We start from the raw sequence: 22,039 nt of genomic DNA on the forward strand, positions 1-22,039 counted from the left end.
ATAAAAGCCCTTTCATTAGGGCTTTTATTTTTTAAACTATATTTATATGGATATTAAATACATTCATAGTTTGTTTTTGAAATGCAATTCAATTTCAATTGATACACGAAAAATTGGATCTAATTCATTTTTTGTAGCCATAAAAGGAGATAATTTTGATGCCAATACTTTTGCAAGGGAAGCGCTAGATAAAGGGGCCTCCTATGTGATAATTGATAGTAAAGAGTATTACATTGACGACAGAACTGTTTTGGTTGAAAATAGTTTAGTGGCTTTGCAGGAATTAGCCAAATTTCATAGGAACTATTTGAAATTACCGATAATTGCTCTTACCGGAAGTAATGGTAAGACAACTACAAAGGAATTGATTAATGTGGTACTTTCGAAAAAATTTAAAACCAAAGCCACTATTGGGAATTTAAATAATCATATTGGAGTGCCCTTAACGCTATTGTCATTTAATGAACAAACCGAAATGGGGATTGTTGAAATGGGGGCTAATCACCAAAAAGAGATAGAATTTCTATGTGATATTGCACAGCCTGATTACGGATACATCACCAATTTTGGGAAAGCGCACCTTGAAGGTTTTGGTGGAGTAGAAGGTGTCATTAAAGGTAAAAGCGAAATGTATCACTATCTTTCAAACAATAACAAATTAGCATTTGTTAACCTTGAAGATCCTATTCAAGTTGAAAAGACGAAAACTATACAATCATATTCTTTTGGGATAGGTAAAGATTTTGCTAATGTTAATATAAGTCGCATAGAGGCCAACCCGTTTGTTTCTGTGTCTTATTCTCAAAACACCATTTCGACTCATTTAATTGGTTTGTATAATGCAAACAATATTAATGCGGCAATTGCTATAGGGACTTATTTTGGTGTTGAAGAAAGTGATATTAAACAAGCACTGGAAAGTTATATTCCTGAAAATAATAGGTCGCAATTAATGACTAAAGGAACAAATGAAATTATTTTGGATGCTTATAATGCGAATCCTAGTAGTATGAAGGTTGCTATTGAGAATTTCGTCCTTTTGAACAAAGAAAATAAAATTGTTTTCTTGGGTGATATGTTTGAATTAGGAGATGAGAGTTTATTGGAGCATAAGGGTGTTGTTGATTTATTGATGAATCAAAATGATATTGAATGTTATTTTATTGGTAAAGATTTTTATCAGAATCAAACAAATCAATCAAACTTCTTTTTCTTTGAAAACTTTGATACTTTTTCGGATTCCATTAAAAACAAAAAGTTTGATAATAACATGATACTCATTAAAGGCTCCAGAGGAATGGCTTTGGAACGAACCTTAGAATTTATAAAATAGTTTTTAATATTTAAAAAGCTCCTTCAGGATTATTTGAAGGAGCTTTTTTTATTTGATACTCATCAAGTAACCAATTAAATTTTCTTTTTGATTTAGATCTAATTTTTTTCTTAGGCGATATCTCGCCAATTCTACACCACCAGTTGATATATTCATGAACTCAGCAATTTCTTTGGTGGACATATTCATTAATAAATAAGTGGCTAAGTCCATTTCTCTTGGTGAAATTGAAGGATGCTTTTCTTTTAGTTTTTTCAGGAAATCAAAATGTACATTTTTGAGGTGTTTTTCAAGGTCCTTCCAGCTTTTGTCTGTATTCACTTCTTTGGTGATACTTCTGTTTAATTTTGTGAATTGAGCTTTAGTTGCTTCATCAAAGGAGCTCGTGTTGATGTCTTTTAATTTATGAATTATTCCGTTTAATATTTTGTTTTTCTTAACAACCTGCAGCGTGTTGTTTACAAGCTCCTTGTCCTTGGAAAGGATTTTTATCTGCAATTTTTCATTTTCTAATTTTTCAATCTCTTTTTCAAGCTCATATTGCTCTTGCTTGATTTTTGTTTCTTTTTCTAAATACAATCTTCGTTGCTCCAGTGTTTCAAAATGTTTGTTTTTTCTGATTTTTATTCTGATTCTTAGGCGGATGTAGTAAACACAACCGGCAGCTAATAACAGGTAAAATAAGTAGGCTAATGAATGTCTGTACCAAGGAGGATATACTCTGAAAGCAATTGAGGTTTCATCAGATTGGATTCCGTAACTGTTTCTGACTTTTACTTTCATTATGTAATTACCTTCTTTTAGATTCGTGTATTCTTTTGTCCAACTATTTGACCAAGGGCTCCAATTTTCATCAAAGCCCACTAATTGATAGGAAAATTCGACATTTTCAAGGTTTTCATAGATGGGAGAGGAAAATGTAAATTTTACTTGATTTGACGAATACGGTATTTCATAGTTTTCGATTATTTTTTGTCCATTTCCAAGTATAAAAGTATTCCCTGGGAACGTAAACGTTCTTATGAAAGCTTTTGGTTTATTTGCAAAATTATTCAATAGTTTGGAATCGTAATGAGCAAGGCCTTCAGTTAGACCAATTAAAATGTTTTCGGAATTAATAGCGTTTATAGATAAATAGTTATAGACTAGATTCCCCGTTAAGTTAGAGAATGGGGCAGCACTATTTTTATAACTACCGTCTTTGTTTTTCATTAACACTCCTAAGGATTCATTGTAGACATACCAAATATTTCCTTGACTGTCCTCTTTTAAAGTACTGACTTTTGGGATGTTTTTAAACAAGCGGGTTATCATTTCATCTTCAAAAAATAATCCCTGTTCATAGGAATATTTGAAAAATTTATTGTTAGTCTGAAAATAAATTTTGTTTTTTAACTGTTGAATACTTCCAATCCCTTTGGCTGTATTTGTTAGATTTTGATATGTTTTAATGGTCTTAAATTGTTTTAGATCTTTGGTTAATGTCATTTGTTGAATTAAATTGTCTTTTTTTATCCAAATGGATTTGTCGTCCAGATCAAATTCCCCAATAGATTTAATAAGTCCTCCAACTTTATTTCTAAACTGCCAACCATTTACTTTTTTTTCAAATATTGAAAAACCATTGTAGTTGGAACCAATTAAATAATTCGGATGATTCGGTATTTGCTTGAATATCCAATATCCTACATTGTCTAAAGTTTTAATTGATTTTCCTCCATCAATTAATAAAGCACCCCTGTTATGTGCACACAATAGCTCTCCATCTACAACTTGAATGTTCCATGCCTGGCCAGTTGTTCCTTCCACAAGTTTAAAAGTATCTTCTTTAAAGGTATGATCCCAGGAATGGTAAAATAAACCTTGATTCGTGGCTACATATAAATTCCCTTTATGAACAACAGATGCATAAACCGTACTTAAATCAAAACTGGAACCAAAATAGGTAAAGGGTGAATTTTCGTTAATAAAAGTGATTCCATTGTCAAGACCTAACCAAAGATTGCTTTTACTGTCAACAAAGGATGTAAGTACAGTGTTGTTTTGTATTCCTTTTTTATGGTTGATTTGTTGAACTATTCTTCCATTGCTGTCACAGATAATAATACCATTCAAAATAGAATTAAGAACTATGTAGTCATTTTGAATGATCGATCCTCCCAAACAACTATTTTTTTTAACAAATTGGTTGGCTTCGGTTTCCCATGGAATCATTCTTTCATTATCATACAAATAAAGCCCTTTGTCCAAAGTTGCAATTAATATTTTATTATTTGGCATCGCAAACATTCCCCAGATTTCTGTGTTATTCAAAAAGGTTGTGCCTTTTAAAGGAATAAGTTGGCCATTACTATACTTCATTAGGCCCATTGAAAGATCTTGAAAATAAAGCTGATCGTTAACTTGAAATGAAAATTGGAATTTGTTCGGCGCTTCTAATATTTTTACTTTATTATTCTTAAAGATATATGTGGTTTTGAAAGACTGAAAAAAAACAGCGCCTTTGAAAAAATGAATTTTCCAAATGTTATCAATTATTTTGGGATTATCCTTCTTTATGAGTTTGGAAACAGAAAAGTATTCTAGCCTCCCTTTTGTATTAGGTTTGAAATAGCCAAATTCATCATAACCTCCAACGAAAATTCTACCTGAAGCATCAATTTTAAGACACCTAACAAATGTAACATTTGGCATAGGGTACTTTGTCCATGCGGAACCGTCAAATTGCAGGAGACCATTATTATTTGCAAAATATAGATTACCATTCTTGTCTTGTTCGATATTCCAATTTTGGGTTCCGCCTTTGTATTCTGTTCTGCTGAAATTCTTGATATGTGGCAATCCAATTTTTTTTACTTGTCCCAAAGAAATGTAGGGCAGATTAATCAAAACAAACAGTAAAAGAAAGCTCTTTAATTTCATGAGTTGGTGTTTATTGTGCTTCATTGATTGAATGTAAGTGTATAGTTTTATAGGTATGTATAATTGATTTTTAGATATGCTTTAAGCTAACTGTTGAGAACCTTTTTGAACTGGATTTCAGTAGTATTTAATGGATTTTAGGCTAAAGTATTTAATTTATCACAATTGTAGTGGTTTTTTTAAATTAATATTTTTTTAAGTAATGATTTTTTGTTTTTAAATTATTAATAATCAGATATTTAAATTTTTTTTGATGTGTTTTTGTAATATTGCTACAACGTTATTGATGTGTTTTTGTAGTAGTTGTTAATTGTCAATGTAAAAATTTTAGCCTTAGTATTGCAGTAAATAACTAATTAATTAACCAAAATAATCAGAAAAATGAAATTATTAAAAACATTTATTTTTTGTATTTCGTTAATCTTATTCTCAGTTTATGGGCATGCTCAGGAAGCGTCCATTAATGGAAAAGTGATTGATGAAAAGGGCTTGCCGATTCCAGGGGCAACCATTGTTTTAAGTGGAACAACAACATCAGTAGCGACAGACTTTGATGGTAGGTTTCAAATTAAAGCCCCTAAAGATGGAATTTTGACTATTAGTTTTATAGGCTATAAAACGGTTCAGGAATCTATTAGTGGGCGAACACAATTACAGGTTAAAATGTATTCTTCCACACAAGACTTGAATGAAGTTGTTGTTGTGGGGTATGGTACCCAAAAGAAAAGTGTGGTAACCGGTGCGATTTCTAGTGTGAGAGCAAAAGATATCGAAAAAGTTCCTAACGGTCGTATTGAGCAAGTGCTACAAGGTAGAGTTTCTGGAGTTACGATTGCTGCCAGTTCTGGACAGCCAGGTTCAGCATCAACAATCCGTATTAGAGGTATAACTACTTTTGGTGACGGTGGAAATAATCCGCTTTGGGTTGTAGATGGTGTTGTGGTAGATGCTGGAGGTATTGGTTTTCTTAATCAATCCGATATAGAATCTATGGAGGTTCTTAAAGATGCTGCTTCTGCAGCAATTTATGGAACTCGTGCCGCAACAGGTGTAATTTTAGTGACAACTAAAAAAGGAAAATCGGGAAAAATTACGGTAAACTATAATGGATTTGCTGGAGTTTCTTCTCCTGAAAAGACTTTGGATTTATTGAATGCAACGCAGTATGCTACTTTATTAAATGAGAAATCAACAGCTGCAGGCGGACCTGTACTGTTTTCTAATCTTTCTGCTTTAGGTAAAGGAACCGATTGGCAAAAAGAGATTTTTAATACGGGTGCATTCCGTTATTCTCATGAATTGAGTATTAGTGGAGGAAATGATGCTTCTAATTTTTATACTTCTTTTGGGCTTCAAAATCAAGAAGGGATTGTTTTGTCAGAGATTTCGAACTATGATAAAAAGAATTTCCGTTTGAACTCTACTCACCACATATCTAAAGTTTTCACTTTTGGACAGACATTAGGTTTCACAAGACAAAAATCAGTTGGTATTGGTAATACTAATAGTGAATTTGGAGGGCCATTGAGTTCTGCAATTAATTTGGACCCAATTACTCCAGTTATTGAAACAGATCCTGTTTTAGCTAATTCATCACCTTATAGTACAAATCCGGTTATTCGTGATGCTAATGGAAATCCTTACGGAATTTCTAGTTTAGTTGGTCAAGAGATGACGAACCCTCTAGCTTATGCTAAAACTAGACTTGGTGGATTTAACTGGTCTGATGACTTGGTTGGTAATGCTTATTTGGAGGCAACTATTTCAAAGCACTTTAAATTCAGAACTACATTTGGAGGAAAAATTGCGTATTGGGGTAATCAAGGATTTACGCCTGTTAGTTATTTGAGTGCTACTGTGAACACACTTAAAAATAGTTATGGTCAAAGTGAAAACAGCAGTTTCGCATGGAATAATGAAAATATTGCGACTTATACAAATTCTATAGGTGATCATAACTTTACGGTATTGTTAGGACAAGGTTCTTATGTAGATAATATTGGTGGAGGTTCAGGGGCAACAATGTATGGTTTGCCTATTACAAGTTACCAAGATGCTTCTTTTAATTTTGACATACCACAGTCTGACAGAAGCAGCAGTACTTATGATATGACTGAGCACAAATTAACATCTTTATTTGCCCGTGTGAATTATGATTTTAAAGAAAAATACCTATTTACCGGTATTATACGTCGTGATGGATCTTCTCGTTTTGGAGGAAATAATAAATTTGGTGTGTTCCCATCGTTCAATTTAGGATGGGTAGTTTCTAAAGAAGACTTTTGGAATGAAAATGATGTGATCAATAGTTTGAAGATCAGAGGTGGATATGGTGTGGTTGGAAATGATGCTATACCAGACTTTAGATATCTTTCTTTGGTACAAGGAGGTTACAATTATTCTTTTGGAAATACTGGAGCAATAACTACAGGGTATGCAAACCTTACCTTAGACAATCCTGATTTAAGATGGGAAGAAACATCTCAAGCTGATATTGGATTTGAATCAAGATTTTTCCATGATTTAACCCTTACTGTTGATGTGTACAATAAAACAACCAACGGAATTCTACGTCCGATAAATATTCCAGGTTATGTTGGGGTGACAGATAATCCAACTGGAAATGTTGCCGATATGGAAAATAGAGGTCTTGAGGTTGAATTAGGATATAGAAAGCAATTTGGAGACTTTAACTTTTCGGTTAATGCAAACTTTGCGTATTTAGAAAATGAAGTAACTTATGTTGCTTCTGATACAAATTATATTGTTGGAGATGCTTCTTTCCAATCAATGGGAGCTGTGACTAGAACTCAAGTTGGCCATTCCTATAACTCATTTTATGGTTTTAAAACGGCAGGAATTTTTCAAAATGATGCTGAAATTGCAGCCTATACAAATACTTCAGGTGGTTTAATTCAACCAAATGCTCGTCCTGGTGACTTCCGTTGGGTTGATACAGATGGTAATGGTTCTATTAATGATGATGACAAACAGTTCTTGGGCAGTAATATTCCAAAATATACATTTGGATTGACCTTGAATTTAGACTACAAAAACTTTGATTTTATGGCTTTTGCACAAGGAGCTGCAGGAAATCAAATTTTCCAGGGATTACGCAGATTAGATGTTGGAAATGCAAATTATCAAACTGAGGCTATGAGTCGTTGGACAGGAGAAGGAACATCAAACGATTATCCTAGACTTACTAACAATGATACTAATGGTAACTTTGGTAAGATGTCAAATTTCTACTTGGAAGATGGAGATTATGTACGTTTAAAATTAATTCAATTTGGATATACATTACCAACGAATGTAGTTTCACAGATAGGAGCAAGCAAAGTACGTTTTTACTTAACGGGAGAGAACTTGTTCACATTTACTAAATATACTGGGTATGATCCTGAAATTGGTGGCGGTGTATTTGGAATAGATAAAGGAGTTTATCCACAGGCAAGAACATTCATGCTTGGAGTTAATCTACAATTTTAATAAAACTAAGAATTATGAAAACGATAAAATATAAATACATTTTTATTGCGATAGCAATGGTTTCTTTTGGATCCTGTTCTGAAGAGTTTGTAGATGTAGCACCAAAAGGATCATTCCTTTCCGAGAATTATTACTCAAACGAAGGACAAGCTACTGCTGCACTTGTTGGAGTTTATGATGCAATTAGAAAAAATTCAGGAGGTTTTGAAAATATGATCGCGATGATGAATGCTGGTTCCGATGATTTCTACGCCGGTGGTGGTGGATCTACAGATGGAGAAGGAATTCAAAATTTTTCAACTCACTCACTTACTTCAACAAATATACCTGGAAGTTTTTGGAATGACCATTATCAAGGAATTTTCAGAGCCAACACATTGCTTTCAAAATTGCCGGATGTTGATATGGGGGATAATTTGAAATCCCGATTTACAGGTGAAACAAAAGCTTTGCGTGCCATTTATTATTTTAACTTGGTTCGCATGTTTAAGAATGTTCCATTGCTTTTGGACCCTTTGACGACTACAAACATGTATAATGTTGAACAGGCAACTCCTGAAGCAGTTTATGCTCAAATCGAAAAAGATTTGACCGAAGCGATTCCTGCTTTGCCTTCTACCGTTCCAGCTAATACAGAATCTGGGCGTCTTACAAAAGGTGGAGCTCAGGCAATGCTTGGAAAAGTATATTTGTTTGAAGGTAAAAAAGCCGAAGCTGCAGCTATTTTGGCTGAAGTGAATGGTACTCCGGGTGCTGCAAATCAATACGGAAACAAATTGTTGACAAAATTCAGTGATTTATGGGTTGTTTCCAATAAGTTTAATACAGAGTCACTTATCGAGGTATCTCATACAAGTGCTGGAAATTCTGATTGGGGATTCTGGGGTTCCGGTAGAGATGAAGGGAATTCTGTGAATATAATGGTAGGACCTAGAACTTATTCTAAGCCAGCAGGATCGCCAGCTCCTGATCTACCGTCAGGATGGAGTTTTAATGTTATTACACAAGATTTGTACGATGCAATAAAGTTAGACCCAAGATTTGCAGCTACTGTATTGGATCTTAAAGCTATGAAGGCTGCTGGTGAAGCAGATTATATCGGTGGTTATCAAGATACAGGGTATTTCTTAAACAAATTTGTTCCCCGTAAAGCAGATGTTCGTACAGGTGGGGGAGCTGCTGAATTGAACTACAAACAAAATTCTTATATTATTAGACTTGCGGATTCTTATTTAATGGAAGCTGAAGCATTAGGTTCAGGGGCAAGAGCGCAAGCATTGCTTGATGCCGTTAGATCAAGAGTTAGTTTGCCTTCAATTCCAGTTACACTTGCAGCCATTAAAAATGAAAGAAGAATGGAACTTGCTGGTGAAGGACAAAGATTTTTTGACTTAGTAAGATGGGGTGATGCAGCTGCTAAATTAGGAAATAGAGGTTTCAATGCTGGTGTAGATGAAATTTTCCCTATTCCAACAAGAGAACTTCAAGGAACCAAATTGAAACAAAACCCTGGCTATAATTAATAAAAGATAAAATTATGAAAAAGATAAAATTTATATTAAGCCTTGTAGCATTGATGGCTGTTGCCATAAGTTGTTCGATAGAGGGTATCAGCAATGATACATCTTTGCCAGGGGCAGGTTCTGGAAATGTTAATAAAGTATTTGATATTAGTAAAGACAATTCAGGAAAGGTAAAAATAACTCCAACTGGAGATGGTGCTACATCATTTACTGTAGAGTATGGTCATGGTACTGATGGTGCAGTTACAGTAGCACCTGGTGAAAGTACAACTCATGCTTATCCTGAAGGTGACTATACTGTAAAAATTACAGCTATTTCTATATCTGGAAGTGCAAGTGAGCAGACATTTCCGTTGAAGGTTGTTTATAGAGCTCCCGAAAACTTACAAATTACAACTGCTGATGAGATGAAAGTTAGTGCTAAAGCTGATTATGCTAGCTCATTTTTAGTATATTATGGAGATGTTGCTGGTGAGAAAGGTACTCCAATGGCTATAGGCCAAGTATTACCTGCCCATACTTATCCAGCGACTGGAGGTCCTTTTGTATTGAAAGTTGTAGCCCTAAGCGGAGGTGCTGCAAAGACTGAAGGAACCAAATCATTATTTGGAACTCCCATTGATTTTGAAACTGCAGGAGTAGATTACTTTTTTGGGACTTTTGGTGATGTGACTTTTTCTAAAGTGGCAAACCCAAATGCTACAGGTTTAAATACTAGTGCAACTGTAGGTAAATATACAAAACCAAATGGAGTGGCTTCATGGAGTGGGACTTATAGTCCATTGAATATTCCAATTAATTTTGCCTATGGTAAAAAAATTAAAGTTTTGGCATATAATCCTGACGCAGCAAATATTGGTAAAAAATTAAATGTTGAATTGGAATGGGCAGTTGGTGGAACTCCGGCAAATGGTGTTGCAGTACAAAAAACGGCATTTACCACTTCTGGTGCTTGGGAAGAACTTGTTTTTGATTATAGCGCTGTTTCAGGAATACCAGCTGGAACCAAATTTACTCAACTTGTTTTGCGATTTAATGATTCAGCCGATGGAGCTGGAGAAGTAATTTATATCGATAATGTTAGATTAACTAATTAGAAAAAATATGAAAACAAATATAAAATACATTTTAGGGCTTTTCATCGCTATGACTCTAACTTTAGTTAGTTGTAATGAGCAAGAATACAGTCTGGGAGATTTGACAGCGCCTTCAAATATTGTAATAAATGCAGAAGTTGTTGGTAAAGATGCTACCCATCCAGATGGGAATGGTTCCGGTGATGTGAAATTTACCATAACAGGTGATAAGGCTCTTTCTTATAAAATAGACTACGATGCTAATACACCTGTGGATTTGGTTTTGTTACCAAATGGAAAAACGACCAAAAAATATACCAATGTAGGGGTTCACACTTATACAGTTACTGCAGTGGTTTATGGAGTTGGCGGTACTTCATCATTAATTACAAAAGATGTTACTGTAAGAAGCGATTTTACGGCTTCTCCAGAAATAGTGAAAGCATTGACTAATGATGGTACAAAAACTTGGGTTGTTGATAAAAGTGTTCCAGGTCATCTTGGTGTTGGTCCTTGGAATGTTGGTTCTATCAGACCAGAGTGGTGGGCTGCTGGAGTTAATGAAAAGGTAGCTTCTGCAAATTGTTTCTATACGGCTACTTTTACTTTTGCTAAAGTTGCTGCTACAGGAAGTTTTCAATTAAAAGTTACAACTCCTGATGGAGCTTTTACGAAAACGGGTTCATTAACAACTCTTCCGGGTATTCCAAGTTCTGGAGCCGAAGGATGTTATAATTATCCAGGCGGTACTTCTGCATTCTCTTTTGTTCCTGCTTCAAGTGGCGCGCCTGCAGTAGGGTCAAGTGCTGATAATTCACCATCTACCCAAGTGAGTATTTTATTGGCTGGAGTAGATACTTTTATCGGATACGGTGCTGTACTAAAAGAATATGAAATCTTGGTTATTACATCCGATTATTTATATCTAAGAGTACAAGGAACTGAAACTGGAAATGCTTGGTATCTTAAACTGAAACCAGCACCTTAATTAATTTAACTAAAACCTAAGCTCAGAACTTTTTTTGAGACTGTTCTGAGCTTTGTTTTAGTATTTATTTAAAAAAAAATATGAGAAATAATATATGGTTTACAGATTTAAAAAGTAAGAATTACTTATTATCGCTTGGTTTGCTCTTCACTGGTCTATCCGTTTTTTTAATGTTATTATCGTGTAGCGACAGCAATGGCGGTGGTGAAGATGTTTCAAAAGCGAAGCCTTCTGATCTTTCGGTAACAGCAACTGTTGTTGGAACAGACGCTCAAAATCCAAATGGAGACGGAAGCGGAGTCGTAAATTTTAAATTATCGGCAACAAATGCAACATCATATAAAATAGTTCTTGGTAATGGAGAAACAAAGGAAGTGACAAATGGCAGCTTTTCTTACACCTATACGACATCAGGTTCTAATACTTATGTGTTATATGTGTCTGCTTATAATGCGGGACAATTTGTTAGCAAAACACTCTCCATAACAGTTTTTGTAGGGTCAAAATTAGTATGGTCTGATGAATTTAATACAGATGGTGCACCAGATGCAACTAAATGGACTTTCCAAATTTGGGATCCTGGGAATGTTAATAATGAACTTCAATCTTATACCAATCGCCCCGAAAACACAATTGTTCAAGGAGGTCTTTTGAAAATAAAAGCCATCAGGGAAAAATATGGTAAAGGTGATTTCACTTCTGGTAGATTAGAATCAAATGGAAAATTCGATTTTACTTATGGCAAAGTGGTAATCAGAGCAAAACTGCCTACTGGAGTTGGGACTTGGCCTGCAGTCTGGATGCTGGGCAGTAATATTGGTAGTGTTGGGTGGCCTGCATGTGGAGAAATAGATATTTTAGAATCTGTTGGAAAAGAGTTGAATGTCAATCATTCATCATTGCATTCTCCTGGACGTTCAGGAAATACTCCAGATACAGGAACTATAAATGTGCCTAATGACAATACCGAATTTCATATCTATACAGCAGATTGGACAGCAAGTTATATAAAGTTTTATGTAGATGACAAGTTGTTTTACACTTTTGTAAATTCAGATAAATTCCCATTCAATAAAAACTTTTACTTAATTGTAAATTTAGCAATGGGAGGTAATTGGGGAGGTCCTGTAGATCCAAATTTTACTTCCTCTACTTTGGAGGTGGATTATATAAGAGTATACAATTAAAATATTTTGGTTAAGTTAGGTAGTTTGAGTTTGGTCTTCATTAGCGGCTTCTGTTTTTATCAAGTTGAACAGAAGCTCTGATGAAGAATTATCTGGCATTGTCTGACTAACAGAAACCAATCAAAAAAAGAATAAATGAATCTCTCCAAAAAAACAGCAATTTCTATCATTTTTGTTCTGATGGGTATTTTTTCCAACGGACAAACTTTAAAAATGATGACTTACAATATCCGACTAGATATCGAATCGGATGGAGAAAATGACTGGACGCACAGGAAAGATTTTTTTAATGCACAGATTCAATTTTATGCCCCCGATATTTTTGGGGTTCAAGAAGCAAAACCCAATCAAATATTGGATATTGCGACAGCACTTCCTCAATACAGTTATGTTGGCATAGGAAGAGACGGAATAGGAAAAGGAGAGTCATCGAATGTTTTTTATTCCAAAGAAAAATTTAAGGTAATGGAATCCAATACCTTTTGGTTATCATCAACACCTGATACTGTTTCAAAAGGATGGGATGCCGCCTACAACAGAGTTTGCACCTATGCGCTTTTGAAGAATAAGCAAAGCAAAAAAATGATTTGGGTTTTTAATACCCATTTGGATCATGTTGGTGAAGAAGCAAGAACCAAAGGATTGGAACTGATACTTTCAAGAATTGAAAAATTAAATACCAATAAATATCCTGTTATTTTGATGGGTGATTTTAATTCAGAACCAGAGACTGACCGGATAATTGCGTTGAAAAATAAAATGAATGACGCCAGAACGATTTCGAAAGAAAAACCTTTTGGCCCCTATGGAACTTTTAACAATTTTAAATATAATGAGGCATCAACACATTTGATTGATTACATTTTTTTATCAAAAGGCAACTCCGTTACAGTTAATAAATATGCTGTTTTATCAGATGCCAAAGATTTGAAATACCCATCGGATCATTTTCCTGTTTTTATCGAAATTAATTACAAATAGATAATGAAAAAAATACATCAATTAACAAAGCTGTTTTTCTTAATCGCTTTATCATCCATACACATCAGTTGTTCCTCTTCCAATGAAGGGGGTGATTCACCAACTCCGACGCCAACTCCAACACCAACTCCGGTAGTAAAAAACGAAGTTGATTTTTGGTTGACCAAAGGAAATCAAACATCGCTTTTGCAAAAGCAAACAGGTATTCTGGCTTTTGGAACTGGAGTGAACATTTATCCAAGTATAGAAGTTAATGAAGCTCAAACGTATCAAACCGTTGATGGTTTTGGATTTACATTGACTGGCGGAAGTGCACAAGTGATTAATCAATTGGCTGCCCAGAAAAAGAAAGATTTATTGCAAGAATTGTTTGGTTCTGGAGATACTTCAGTTGGGTTAAGTTACCTAAGAATTAGTATTGGAGCGTCTGATTTAAATGCTACTCCATTTACCTATGATGATATGCCTACTGGACAAACAGATGTTAATTTAACCAACTTCAGCTTGACTCCTGATATGGGTGATGTTATTCCATTATTGAAAGAAATTTTGGCAATTAATCCTAATATTAAAATTATGGGTTCGCCTTGGTCTGCACCAGTTTGGATGAAAGACAACAATAATTTTATGGGAGGAAGTTTGCAACCTCAATATTATGAAGCCTATGCACAATATTTTGTAAAATATATTCAAAAAATGAAAGATGAGGGAATTGTGATAGATGCAATTACTCCTCAAAACGAACCTTTACACGGGGGTAATAATCCGAGTATGGTGATGACAGCCTTGCAACAAGCAGATTTTATAAAAAATAATTTGGGACCTGCATTTAAAACAGCTAATATTGCCACAAAGATCATCACCTACGATCATAATTGTGATAATCCCCAATATCCAATTACGATCCTAAAAGATGCTGCAGCTTACCCTTTTGTAACCGGTTCTGCTTTTCATTTGTATGGTGGAGATATTAGTGCGCTTTCTACGGTTCATAATGCTTACCCTGATAAAGATGTTTATTTTACGGAGCAATACACGTCATCTACTGGATCATTTGATGGTGATTTAAGATGGCAAGTGAAAAATGTAATTATAGGTTCAATGCGTAACTGGAGTAAAAATGCCTTGCAATGGAATCTTGCCAATGATGGTTCTTTTGGGCCACATACTGACGGTGGATGTACTGTTTGCAAAGGAGCAGTAACAGTAAGTGGCACTGAATCAGTGGTGCGTAACGTTGGTTATTATATAGCGGCACATGCGTCAAAATTTATTCCGGCAGGTTCGGTTAGGATTTCAAGTAATATAATCGGAAATTTACATAACGTTGCTTTCAAAACTCCGGCAGGAAAGAAAGTTTTATTAGTTGTAAATGATGGCGATGCTGCGGCATTATTTAATATTAAATACAAAGGAAAATGGATTACTACGTCTCTGGAAGCTGGAGCAGTAGGGACCTATACTTGGTAACGTTACCACCAAAAAATAAGAAACCACCATACTATAGATTATGAAAAAAATAACCACCACAGCATTAGTACTCGCCACCTTTTTTGTTTTTGCACAGCAAAAAAACAAATCACAAGCACATTCTTTTTCAACAAAAGGAAAAACAGTCGCGGTGTACACTACTGCCGAGAGTACAAATTTAAGATTGTCAAAAACAGATAATCTTACATTTTCAGAACTGGCACAACCCAACGAAAGACAAATTTGCGTTTTTGTAAATCCAGATAAAACATTCCAGTCTTTTATGGGAATTGGAGGGGCAATAACGGATGCAAGTGCTGAAGTTTTCGCTAAATTATCCAAAGAAAAGCAAGAAGAATTACTGAATGCTTATTATAGCACCGAAAAAGGAATTGGCTACAATTTGATACGTACCACTATTCATAGTTCTGATTTTAGTTCAGCGAGTTATACCTATATTGATGAAGGAGATACTGCATTGAAAACATTTTCTATTGAGCACGATAGAAAATATAGAATTCCGTTGATTAAAAAAGCAATTGCTGCTGCAGGCGGAAAAATGACGGTGTATGCAACTCCTTGGAGTCCTCCAGCTTTTATGAAAAGTAATAAAGACATGTTGAAAGGCGGTACATTATTGCCAGAGTTTTTTCAGACTTGGGCTACGTATTATACCAAGTTTGTAAAGGCGTATGAGAAAGAAGGAATTCCAATTTGGGGAATCAGTGCAGAGAACGAACCAATGGCGGTGCAAACCTGGGAATCTTGTGTATATACAGCTGAAGCAGAAAGAGATTTTGTAAAAAATTATCTTGGACCAACTATGAAAAAAGAAGGTTTGGGCGATAAAAAAATTATTGCCTGGGATCACAATCGTGATTTAATGGTTCAAAGAGCCAATATTATTTTCTCTGATCCCGAAGCATCAAAATATATTTGGGGAATGGGATTCCATTGGTATGAAACTTGGGCAGGTGGTGATCCAATGTTTGAGAATGTAGCGAGAGTTCATGAAGCGTACCCTGATAAAAATTTAATGTTTACGGAGGGTTGTGTAGAAAAATTCGACTCTAAAAATTACCAATTGTGGGCGAATGGAGAACGTTATGGTACTTCTATGATTCATGATTTTAATAACGGAACTGTGGGTTGGACAGATTGGAATATTCTTTTGGATGAAAATGGTGGACCTAATCACGTGGGTAACTTTTGTTTTGCTCCGGTTCATGCAGATACTAAAACAGGAGAGTTAATTTATACTCCATCGTATTATTATATTGGACATTTTTCAAAATTTATTAAGCCTGAAGCCAAAAGAGTAAGTACTGCCGTAAGCAGAAGCAGCTTGTTGAGTACTTCATTTTTGAATAAAGATGGAAAAATGATAACAGTTGTTATGAATCAAAGTGATGCTACGGTAATTTATAATTTGTGTGTAGGAACTCAAGCTACCCAAATTACTATTTTGCCAAATTCTATTCAGACTTTGGTGTATTAATCAGATAAAAAAAACTTATTTAATTGTGGGTCAACCTGCTTTCGGATAATACCATTGGATTAAACTTTTTTTTCTCGCAAAGGCGCAAAGACGCAAAGAAAACAGTTTTAAACTTTGCGTCTTTGCGCCTTTACGAGAACCAGATTTAGAAAAAGTTTGAAGAAAGACTCTTTACACTATTCAAATTTTATAAATATTATGATGAAAAAAATAATAATTGTATTTTCTCTTATGTGCTTTGCCATGGCTTCTTTTGGACAGGGTTTTTTGCACAGAGATGGACAAAAAATTGTGGATGGAAACGGTAAAAATATCGTTTTGCGCGGTTTGGGTGTTGGAGGCTGGATGGTTCAGGAAGGCTACATGATTCAAACAGGTGCTTTTGCCGGTCCTCAATATAAAATCAAACAAAAAATTACGGATTTAATAGGTGAGAAAGGTACCGAAGAATTCTATAAAGCATACAAAGCAAACGGAATAACAAAGAGAGATATTGACTCTTTGGCGGCTTGGGGATTTAATTCCATCCGATTGCCGATGCATTACAATTTATACACTCCAGCGATTGAAACCGAAAAAGACGGGCAAATTACTTGGCTTGAAGAAGGTTTTAGAATGACGGATGATTTATTAAACTGGTGTGCTGCCAATAAAATATACTTAATTCTTGACTTGCATGCAACTCCTGGGGGACAAGGGAAAGATGCTGCAATATCCGACTACGATGATTCAAAACCATCGCTTTGGGAGAGTGCTGCAAATCAGGACAAAATGGTTGCGCTTTGGAAAAAATTGGCGCAACGTTATAAAGACAGTCCGTGGATTGGAGGTTATGATATTATCAATGAACCCAATTGGAATTTTACGGGGACAAATCAAAATGGTTGCGACGAAACCTCAAACGCCCCTTTAAAAGCCTTGCAGGTTAGACTTACAAATGCGATAAGAGCCATTGACCCTCATCACATGATTATCATTGAAGGAAATTGCTGGGGGAATAATTACAATGGTATGTTCCCGCTTTGGGATGAAAATATGGCATTGAGTTTTCATAAATACTGGAATCAAAATGATGTAGCTTCAATTCAAACAATGCTGAATTACAGAACGCAATATAATGTGCCAATTTGGTTGGGCGAAAGCGGCGAGAACTCTAACGTTTGGTTTGAGGAAGCGATCTCATTGATGGAATCCAATAATATTGGTTGGGCTTTTTGGCCAATGAAAAAAATTGAAAATCTGGCTGGTGTTACTTCGGTTACAAAAGCGCCAGATTATGATAAATTATTGGATTATTGGAAGAATGGGGGCGAAAAACCCAATTCGGATTTTGCCAAAAAAGTCTTGATGCAAACCGCCGAGAACTATAAAATGAAACACCTGACCATCAGATACGATGTGATTGACGCGATGTTCAGACAAGTACAAACTAACGATACCAAAAAGTATAAAAATCATGTGGCTCCAGGTAAAGTGTTTGCAACAGAATTTGATTTGGGACAAAATGGTTTTGCTTACTCCGATAAGGATGTGGCGAATTATGATGGAACTAAATTCACCCAATGGAATAAAGGGGGCAAAATGAGAAATGATGGTGTTGATATCGTAGCCTGTACGGATAAAATAACCAACGGTTTTCAGGTCTCCTTTATTGAAGAGGGTGAATGGTTGCAATTTACAGTTGATGTGAAAAAACAAAGTACTTTTCATGTTGCAATTCGATATTCGAGCGAAAAAGCTGGAGGTAAATTGCATTTGGAACAAGATGGAAAGAAAATTTCGGAAATAACGGAGCTTCCGGTTACCGGTGGAGAAACTCTTTGGAAAACAATTGTTCTAAAAAATGTAGCTCTTAAACAAGGAATGAATAAAATCCGCGTTCACTTTGAAGGAGGGAATTTCAACCTTAATTTTTTGGAATTTAAAACTGCTAAATAAAAGAATTTGCTTCAAAACATTAAATTTAAAATAAAAAAAACGCTGAGAAAGCTTACCATATAAGAAATATAAGAGCATTTAAGTCTTTGCTTTTTGCCTCCCAACTTATATGACCTTATATTTCTTATATGGTTAAAATTAAATATTTGTTGAAACACAATTTGAATATAAAATTTTAAAAATGAAAAAAACAATAACACTGGCATTCGTATTCGTATCGGTTTTTGCCTTTTCACAGCAACAAACGATAGACCAGAAAGTCGATGCTTTGCTTAAGCAAATGACACTTGAAGAAAAAATAGGACAGCTCAACCAATATACGGGTGATAATTCCGCCACGGGACCAATCACCATTAATTCCAACAAGCAAAGCGAAATCAAAAAAGGATTGATTGGTTCGATGTTGAATATTATGGGTACAAAATACACACGACAGTACCAAGATTTGGCAATGCAGTCCCGATTGAAAATCCCGTTGTTGTTTGGCTTGGATGTGATTCATGGTTACAAAACTACTTTTCCTATTCCGTTGGCGGAAGCGGCAAGTTGGGATTTAACAGCGATAGAACTTTCGGCTAGAGTTGCGGCGACCGAAGCTGCTGCCTGTGGAATTCACTGGACATTCGCACCGATGGTTGATATTTCTCGTGATCCGCGTTGGGGAAGAGTGATGGAAGGCGCAGGGGAAGATACTTATCTGGGGTCCAAAATTGCCTATGCGAGAGTGAAAGGATTTCAAGGAAACTTGGGCGATGTGAATTCGGTTATGGCATGCGTTAAACATTTTGCGGCTTATGGAGCTGCTGTTGGTGGACGAGACTACAACTCGGTTGACATGAGTAACAGAATGCTTTGGGAAACTTATTTGCCTCCTTTCAAAGCGGCTTTGGATGCAGGTGCCGCAACTTTCATGAATTCGTTTAACGACCTGAACGGAATACCGGCGAGCGCCAATAACTATTTGCTTAGGGACATCTTGAAAGGAAAATGGAATTTTCAAGGTTTTGTAGTTTCCGATTGGGGTTCGATTGGCGAAATGGTGAATCACGGTTATGTAAAAGACAATAAAGAAGCCGCTCTTGCATCGATAACTGCAGGAAGCGATATGGATATGGAGAGCAATGCGTATCGATATAATCTAGAGCAATTGGTAAAAGAAAACAAAGTTCCTGTTGCTTTAATAGATGATGCGGTAAAAAGAATTTTGCGTAAGAAATTCGAATTGGGATTGTTTGATGATCCATATAAATTTTGCAATCCAGAAAGAGAACAAAAGGAATTGAATAATCCAGAACATACCAAGGCGGCTAGAGAAATGGCAGCTAAAAGTATTGTGTTGCTGAAAAACGAAAGAGATGTTTTGCCACTTTCCAAAGGCTTAAAAACGATTGCTTTTATTGGACCAATGGTGAAACCGAAAAGAGACAATCACGGATTTTGGGCTGTTGATGTAAAAGGTATTGATTCGACTTACATTGTTTCCCAATGGGAAGGTTTGGAAAATAAAGTGGGCAAAAGAACTAAAATTTTGTATGCTAAAGGATGTGGCGTGGAAAGTCAAAGCAAAGAAGGTTTTGCAGATGCTTTGAAGGTTGCAAGCCAAGCTGAGGTGATCATTTTGAGTATTGGAGAAAATTTCAATAAAAGTGGGGAAGCAAAGAGTAAAAGCAACCTGCACTTACCGGGTGTTCAGGAAGATTTAATCAAAGAACTTCAAAAAACGGGGAAGCCAATTGTAATTTTAATTAATGCGGGAAGACCTCTTGTTATTGATTGGATTGCCGATAATATGCCAACCATTGTCTATACTTGGTGGTTGGGTTCAGAAGCTGGAAATGCTATTGCCGACGTGCTTTTTGGGGATTACAATCCATCTGGAAAGTTACCGATGTCATTTCCGAGAATCGAAGGACAAATTCCAATTTATTACAATCATTTCAATACAGGAAGACCTTCTGTCAATGAAGATAAAATTTACAAATCGGCTTACATCGATTTACCAACAACTCCGAAATTCCCATTTGGATACGGATTGAGTTATACGACTTTTGAATATTCGGATTTGAAATTATCTCAAAAAACAATGAAAAACAATGAGACGATTACGGTTTTGGTAAACATAAAAAATACTGGAAGCGTAAAAGGAGAAGAAGTGGTTCAATTGTATTTGAGAGACAGAGTGGGCTCTGTAGTGCGTCCGATAATTGAGTTGAAAGATTTTCAGAAAATAACATTGAATAGAGGGGAAACCAAAACCATTCAGTTTACTATTGACAACCAAAAATTGTCTTTTTACAACAATGCATTAGAATTCGGTTCAGAGCCCGGTGATTTCGATTTGATGATTGGTTCGTCTTCTGCAGATATTCGTTTGAGAGACAGTTTTGAATTGGTGAAGTAATTTAAGATGAAATATATTCTACTGTTTCTTCTCATGCCCTGTATGCTTTTGGCACAAGCCAAAAATGATACCATAAGAGTATTTTATTTAGGTGGTCAGTCGAACATGCAGGGGTATGGATATGTAAAAGAGCTTCCCGATTCTTTGAATAAAAAAAATAAAAATGTTTTTATTTACCAAGGAAATCCTGTTGGCGATAATGATAAAAATGGAGGATTAGGAAAATGGGAGGTACTTCAGCCCGGGAACGGAACTGGATTTGCATCTGATGGAAAGAGCAATACACTTTCGGATCGATTTGGTGTGGAGCTTTCGTTTGCTAAAAAACTGCAAGAATTATATCCAAACCAAAAACTGGCCATAATAAAATATGCCAGAAATGGGTCTTCGATTGATAGTGCCGGAACCGCATATTTTGGTGCTTGGGAACCTGATTTTAGAGGAGGAAAAGGAATGAATCAATACGATTATTTTCTAAAAACAGTCAATAATGCAATGGCTGTGCAAGACATAAACGGTGATGGAGTTGAAGATGTTTTGATTCCAAGTGGTATTATTTGGATGCAAGGAGAAAGCGATTCGGATAAAACAGAACAAGTTGCCAACCAATATTATGCGAATTTAAAAAGGTTGATGGAACTCATGCGGGCCACTTTTAGAAATAATGATTTACCTATTGTAATTGGGAAAATATCGGATTCAGGTGATGATGTCGATGGAAAAATTTGGCGTTTTGGCGAATTGGTGCAATATGGACAAGAAAAATTTGCTGCAACCGAATCCAACACTGCCATTGTACGAACGACAAATAGTTATAAATATACAGACAAATACCATTATAAAAGTGATGGATATATTGATTTGGGAAAAGAATTTGCAAAAGCAGTTTTCCTTCTGAATAATAAGAATACAAATAAGACCAAAGTTGAGTCTTTGAATTGAAAGATTTTAAAAGAGATGATTGATTCTCTTTTACAATAATACATTAGAATTTGTTTTCCTATAAATCCGTTTGAGAGACAGTTTTGAATTAGTAAAATAGCGCGACTTTCTTAAACACAAAAGCGATACGATTCGAAAGAATTGTATCGCTTTTTTTGTAAAAATTACCATTGGTATTTATAAAAAGTTCAATATTTTTATCTTCTTTCGAAGGTAGTATCGGGGAGATAATGTGGTATTTATAAAGGCTTTTGAAATGGTTTTTGTGTTATTTATTCTTTTACGATA

At 35.3% G+C, this 22,039-nt stretch carries 13 protein-coding genes; 12 read left to right on the forward strand and 1 reads right to left on the reverse strand.

Annotated elements, in window-relative coordinates:
* Positions 1–46 precede the first annotated feature (46 nt).
* Complete coding sequence (locus C8C85_RS10710) at positions 47–1,333, forward strand: UDP-N-acetylmuramoyl-tripeptide--D-alanyl-D-alanine ligase (RefSeq protein ID WP_116797063.1); 1,287 nt, start codon at positions 47–49, stop codon at positions 1,331–1,333.
* A gap of 48 nt (positions 1,334–1,381) precedes the next feature.
* On the opposite strand, the gene C8C85_RS10715 is transcribed toward C8C85_RS10710, so the two are convergent.
* The gene (locus C8C85_RS10715; protein ID WP_116797064.1) at positions 1,382–4,255 is read right to left on the reverse strand and encodes a triple tyrosine motif-containing protein; all 2,874 of its coding nucleotides are present in this window, start codon (positions 4,253–4,255) and stop codon (positions 1,382–1,384) included.
* 381 nt (positions 4,256–4,636) lie between these two features.
* Here C8C85_RS10715 and C8C85_RS10720 point away from each other — a divergent pair, with 381 nt between their 5' ends.
* From C8C85_RS10720 to C8C85_RS10770, 11 genes are all read left to right on the forward strand, one after another.
* On the forward strand, positions 4,637–7,747 hold the full coding sequence (locus C8C85_RS10720) for a SusC/RagA family TonB-linked outer membrane protein (RefSeq protein WP_116797065.1): 3,111 nt from the start codon (positions 4,637–4,639) through the stop codon (positions 7,745–7,747).
* A 14-nt stretch (positions 7,748–7,761) separates the two neighbouring features.
* Entirely contained in the window at positions 7,762–9,270 is a 1,509-nt protein-coding gene (locus C8C85_RS10725; protein ID WP_116797066.1) for a RagB/SusD family nutrient uptake outer membrane protein, read from the forward strand.
* A gap of 14 nt (positions 9,271–9,284) precedes the next feature.
* Complete coding sequence (locus tag C8C85_RS10730) at positions 9,285–10,367, forward strand: hypothetical protein (RefSeq protein WP_133243381.1); 1,083 nt, start codon at positions 9,285–9,287, stop codon at positions 10,365–10,367.
* A 7-nt stretch (positions 10,368–10,374) separates the two neighbouring features.
* Positions 10,375–11,334, forward strand: coding sequence for a hypothetical protein (locus tag C8C85_RS10735; protein WP_116797068.1), 960 nt, complete (start codon positions 10,375–10,377; stop codon positions 11,332–11,334).
* Positions 11,335–11,414: 80 nt separating this feature from the next.
* On the forward strand, positions 11,415–12,521 hold the full coding sequence (locus tag C8C85_RS10740; protein WP_116797069.1) for a glycoside hydrolase family 16 protein: 1,107 nt from the start codon (positions 11,415–11,417) through the stop codon (positions 12,519–12,521).
* 135 nt (positions 12,522–12,656) lie between these two features.
* Positions 12,657–13,502, forward strand: a complete 846-nt coding sequence (locus C8C85_RS10745; RefSeq protein ID WP_116797070.1) for an endonuclease/exonuclease/phosphatase family protein — start codon at positions 12,657–12,659, stop codon at positions 13,500–13,502.
* A gap of 3 nt (positions 13,503–13,505) precedes the next feature.
* Positions 13,506–14,972 (forward strand): glycoside hydrolase family 30 protein, encoded by a 1,467-nt coding sequence (locus C8C85_RS10750; protein ID WP_116797071.1) that lies wholly within the window; start codon positions 13,506–13,508, stop codon positions 14,970–14,972.
* Between the two features lie 40 nt (positions 14,973–15,012).
* The gene (locus C8C85_RS10755; RefSeq protein WP_116797072.1) at positions 15,013–16,470 is read left to right on the forward strand and encodes a glycoside hydrolase family 30 protein; all 1,458 of its coding nucleotides are present in this window, start codon (positions 15,013–15,015) and stop codon (positions 16,468–16,470) included.
* A gap of 198 nt (positions 16,471–16,668) precedes the next feature.
* Positions 16,669–18,408, forward strand: coding sequence for a cellulase family glycosylhydrolase (locus tag C8C85_RS10760; protein ID WP_317046337.1), 1,740 nt, complete (start codon positions 16,669–16,671; stop codon positions 18,406–18,408).
* Positions 18,409–18,589: 181 nt separating this feature from the next.
* Complete coding sequence (locus tag C8C85_RS10765; RefSeq protein ID WP_116797074.1) at positions 18,590–20,809, forward strand: glycoside hydrolase family 3 N-terminal domain-containing protein; 2,220 nt, start codon at positions 18,590–18,592, stop codon at positions 20,807–20,809.
* A gap of 6 nt (positions 20,810–20,815) precedes the next feature.
* Positions 20,816–21,751: a sialate O-acetylesterase gene (locus tag C8C85_RS10770; RefSeq protein WP_116797075.1), complete on the forward strand. Its 936-nt coding sequence runs from the start codon at positions 20,816–20,818 to the stop codon at positions 21,749–21,751.
* The last annotated feature ends 288 nt before the right edge of the window (positions 21,752–22,039 follow it).

It is taken from the genome of Flavobacterium sp. 103 (assembly GCF_003096795.1).
Lineage (GTDB): Bacteria > Bacteroidota > Bacteroidia > Flavobacteriales > Flavobacteriaceae > Flavobacterium.

What these genes read in the sequence shown, in the direction of transcription:
- C8C85_RS10710 (WP_116797063.1), top strand. Translation starts at nt 47, where the DNA reads ATGGATATTAAATACATTCATAGTTTGTTTTTGAAATGCAATTCAATT.
- C8C85_RS10715 (WP_116797064.1), bottom strand. Translation starts at nt 4,255, where the DNA reads ATGAAATTAAAGAGCTTTCTTTTACTGTTTGTTTTGATTAATCTGCCC.
- C8C85_RS10720 (WP_116797065.1), top strand. Translation starts at nt 4,637, where the DNA reads ATGAAATTATTAAAAACATTTATTTTTTGTATTTCGTTAATCTTATTC.
- C8C85_RS10725 (WP_116797066.1), top strand. Translation starts at nt 7,762, where the DNA reads ATGAAAACGATAAAATATAAATACATTTTTATTGCGATAGCAATGGTT.
- C8C85_RS10730 (WP_133243381.1), top strand. Translation starts at nt 9,285, where the DNA reads ATGAAAAAGATAAAATTTATATTAAGCCTTGTAGCATTGATGGCTGTT.
- C8C85_RS10735 (WP_116797068.1), top strand. Translation starts at nt 10,375, where the DNA reads ATGAAAACAAATATAAAATACATTTTAGGGCTTTTCATCGCTATGACT.
- C8C85_RS10740 (WP_116797069.1), top strand. Translation starts at nt 11,415, where the DNA reads ATGAGAAATAATATATGGTTTACAGATTTAAAAAGTAAGAATTACTTA.
- C8C85_RS10745 (WP_116797070.1), top strand. Translation starts at nt 12,657, where the DNA reads ATGAATCTCTCCAAAAAAACAGCAATTTCTATCATTTTTGTTCTGATG.
- C8C85_RS10750 (WP_116797071.1), top strand. Translation starts at nt 13,506, where the DNA reads ATGAAAAAAATACATCAATTAACAAAGCTGTTTTTCTTAATCGCTTTA.
- C8C85_RS10755 (WP_116797072.1), top strand. Translation starts at nt 15,013, where the DNA reads ATGAAAAAAATAACCACCACAGCATTAGTACTCGCCACCTTTTTTGTT.
- C8C85_RS10760 (WP_317046337.1), top strand. Translation starts at nt 16,669, where the DNA reads ATGATGAAAAAAATAATAATTGTATTTTCTCTTATGTGCTTTGCCATG.
- C8C85_RS10765 (WP_116797074.1), top strand. Translation starts at nt 18,590, where the DNA reads ATGAAAAAAACAATAACACTGGCATTCGTATTCGTATCGGTTTTTGCC.
- C8C85_RS10770 (WP_116797075.1), top strand. Translation starts at nt 20,816, where the DNA reads ATGAAATATATTCTACTGTTTCTTCTCATGCCCTGTATGCTTTTGGCA.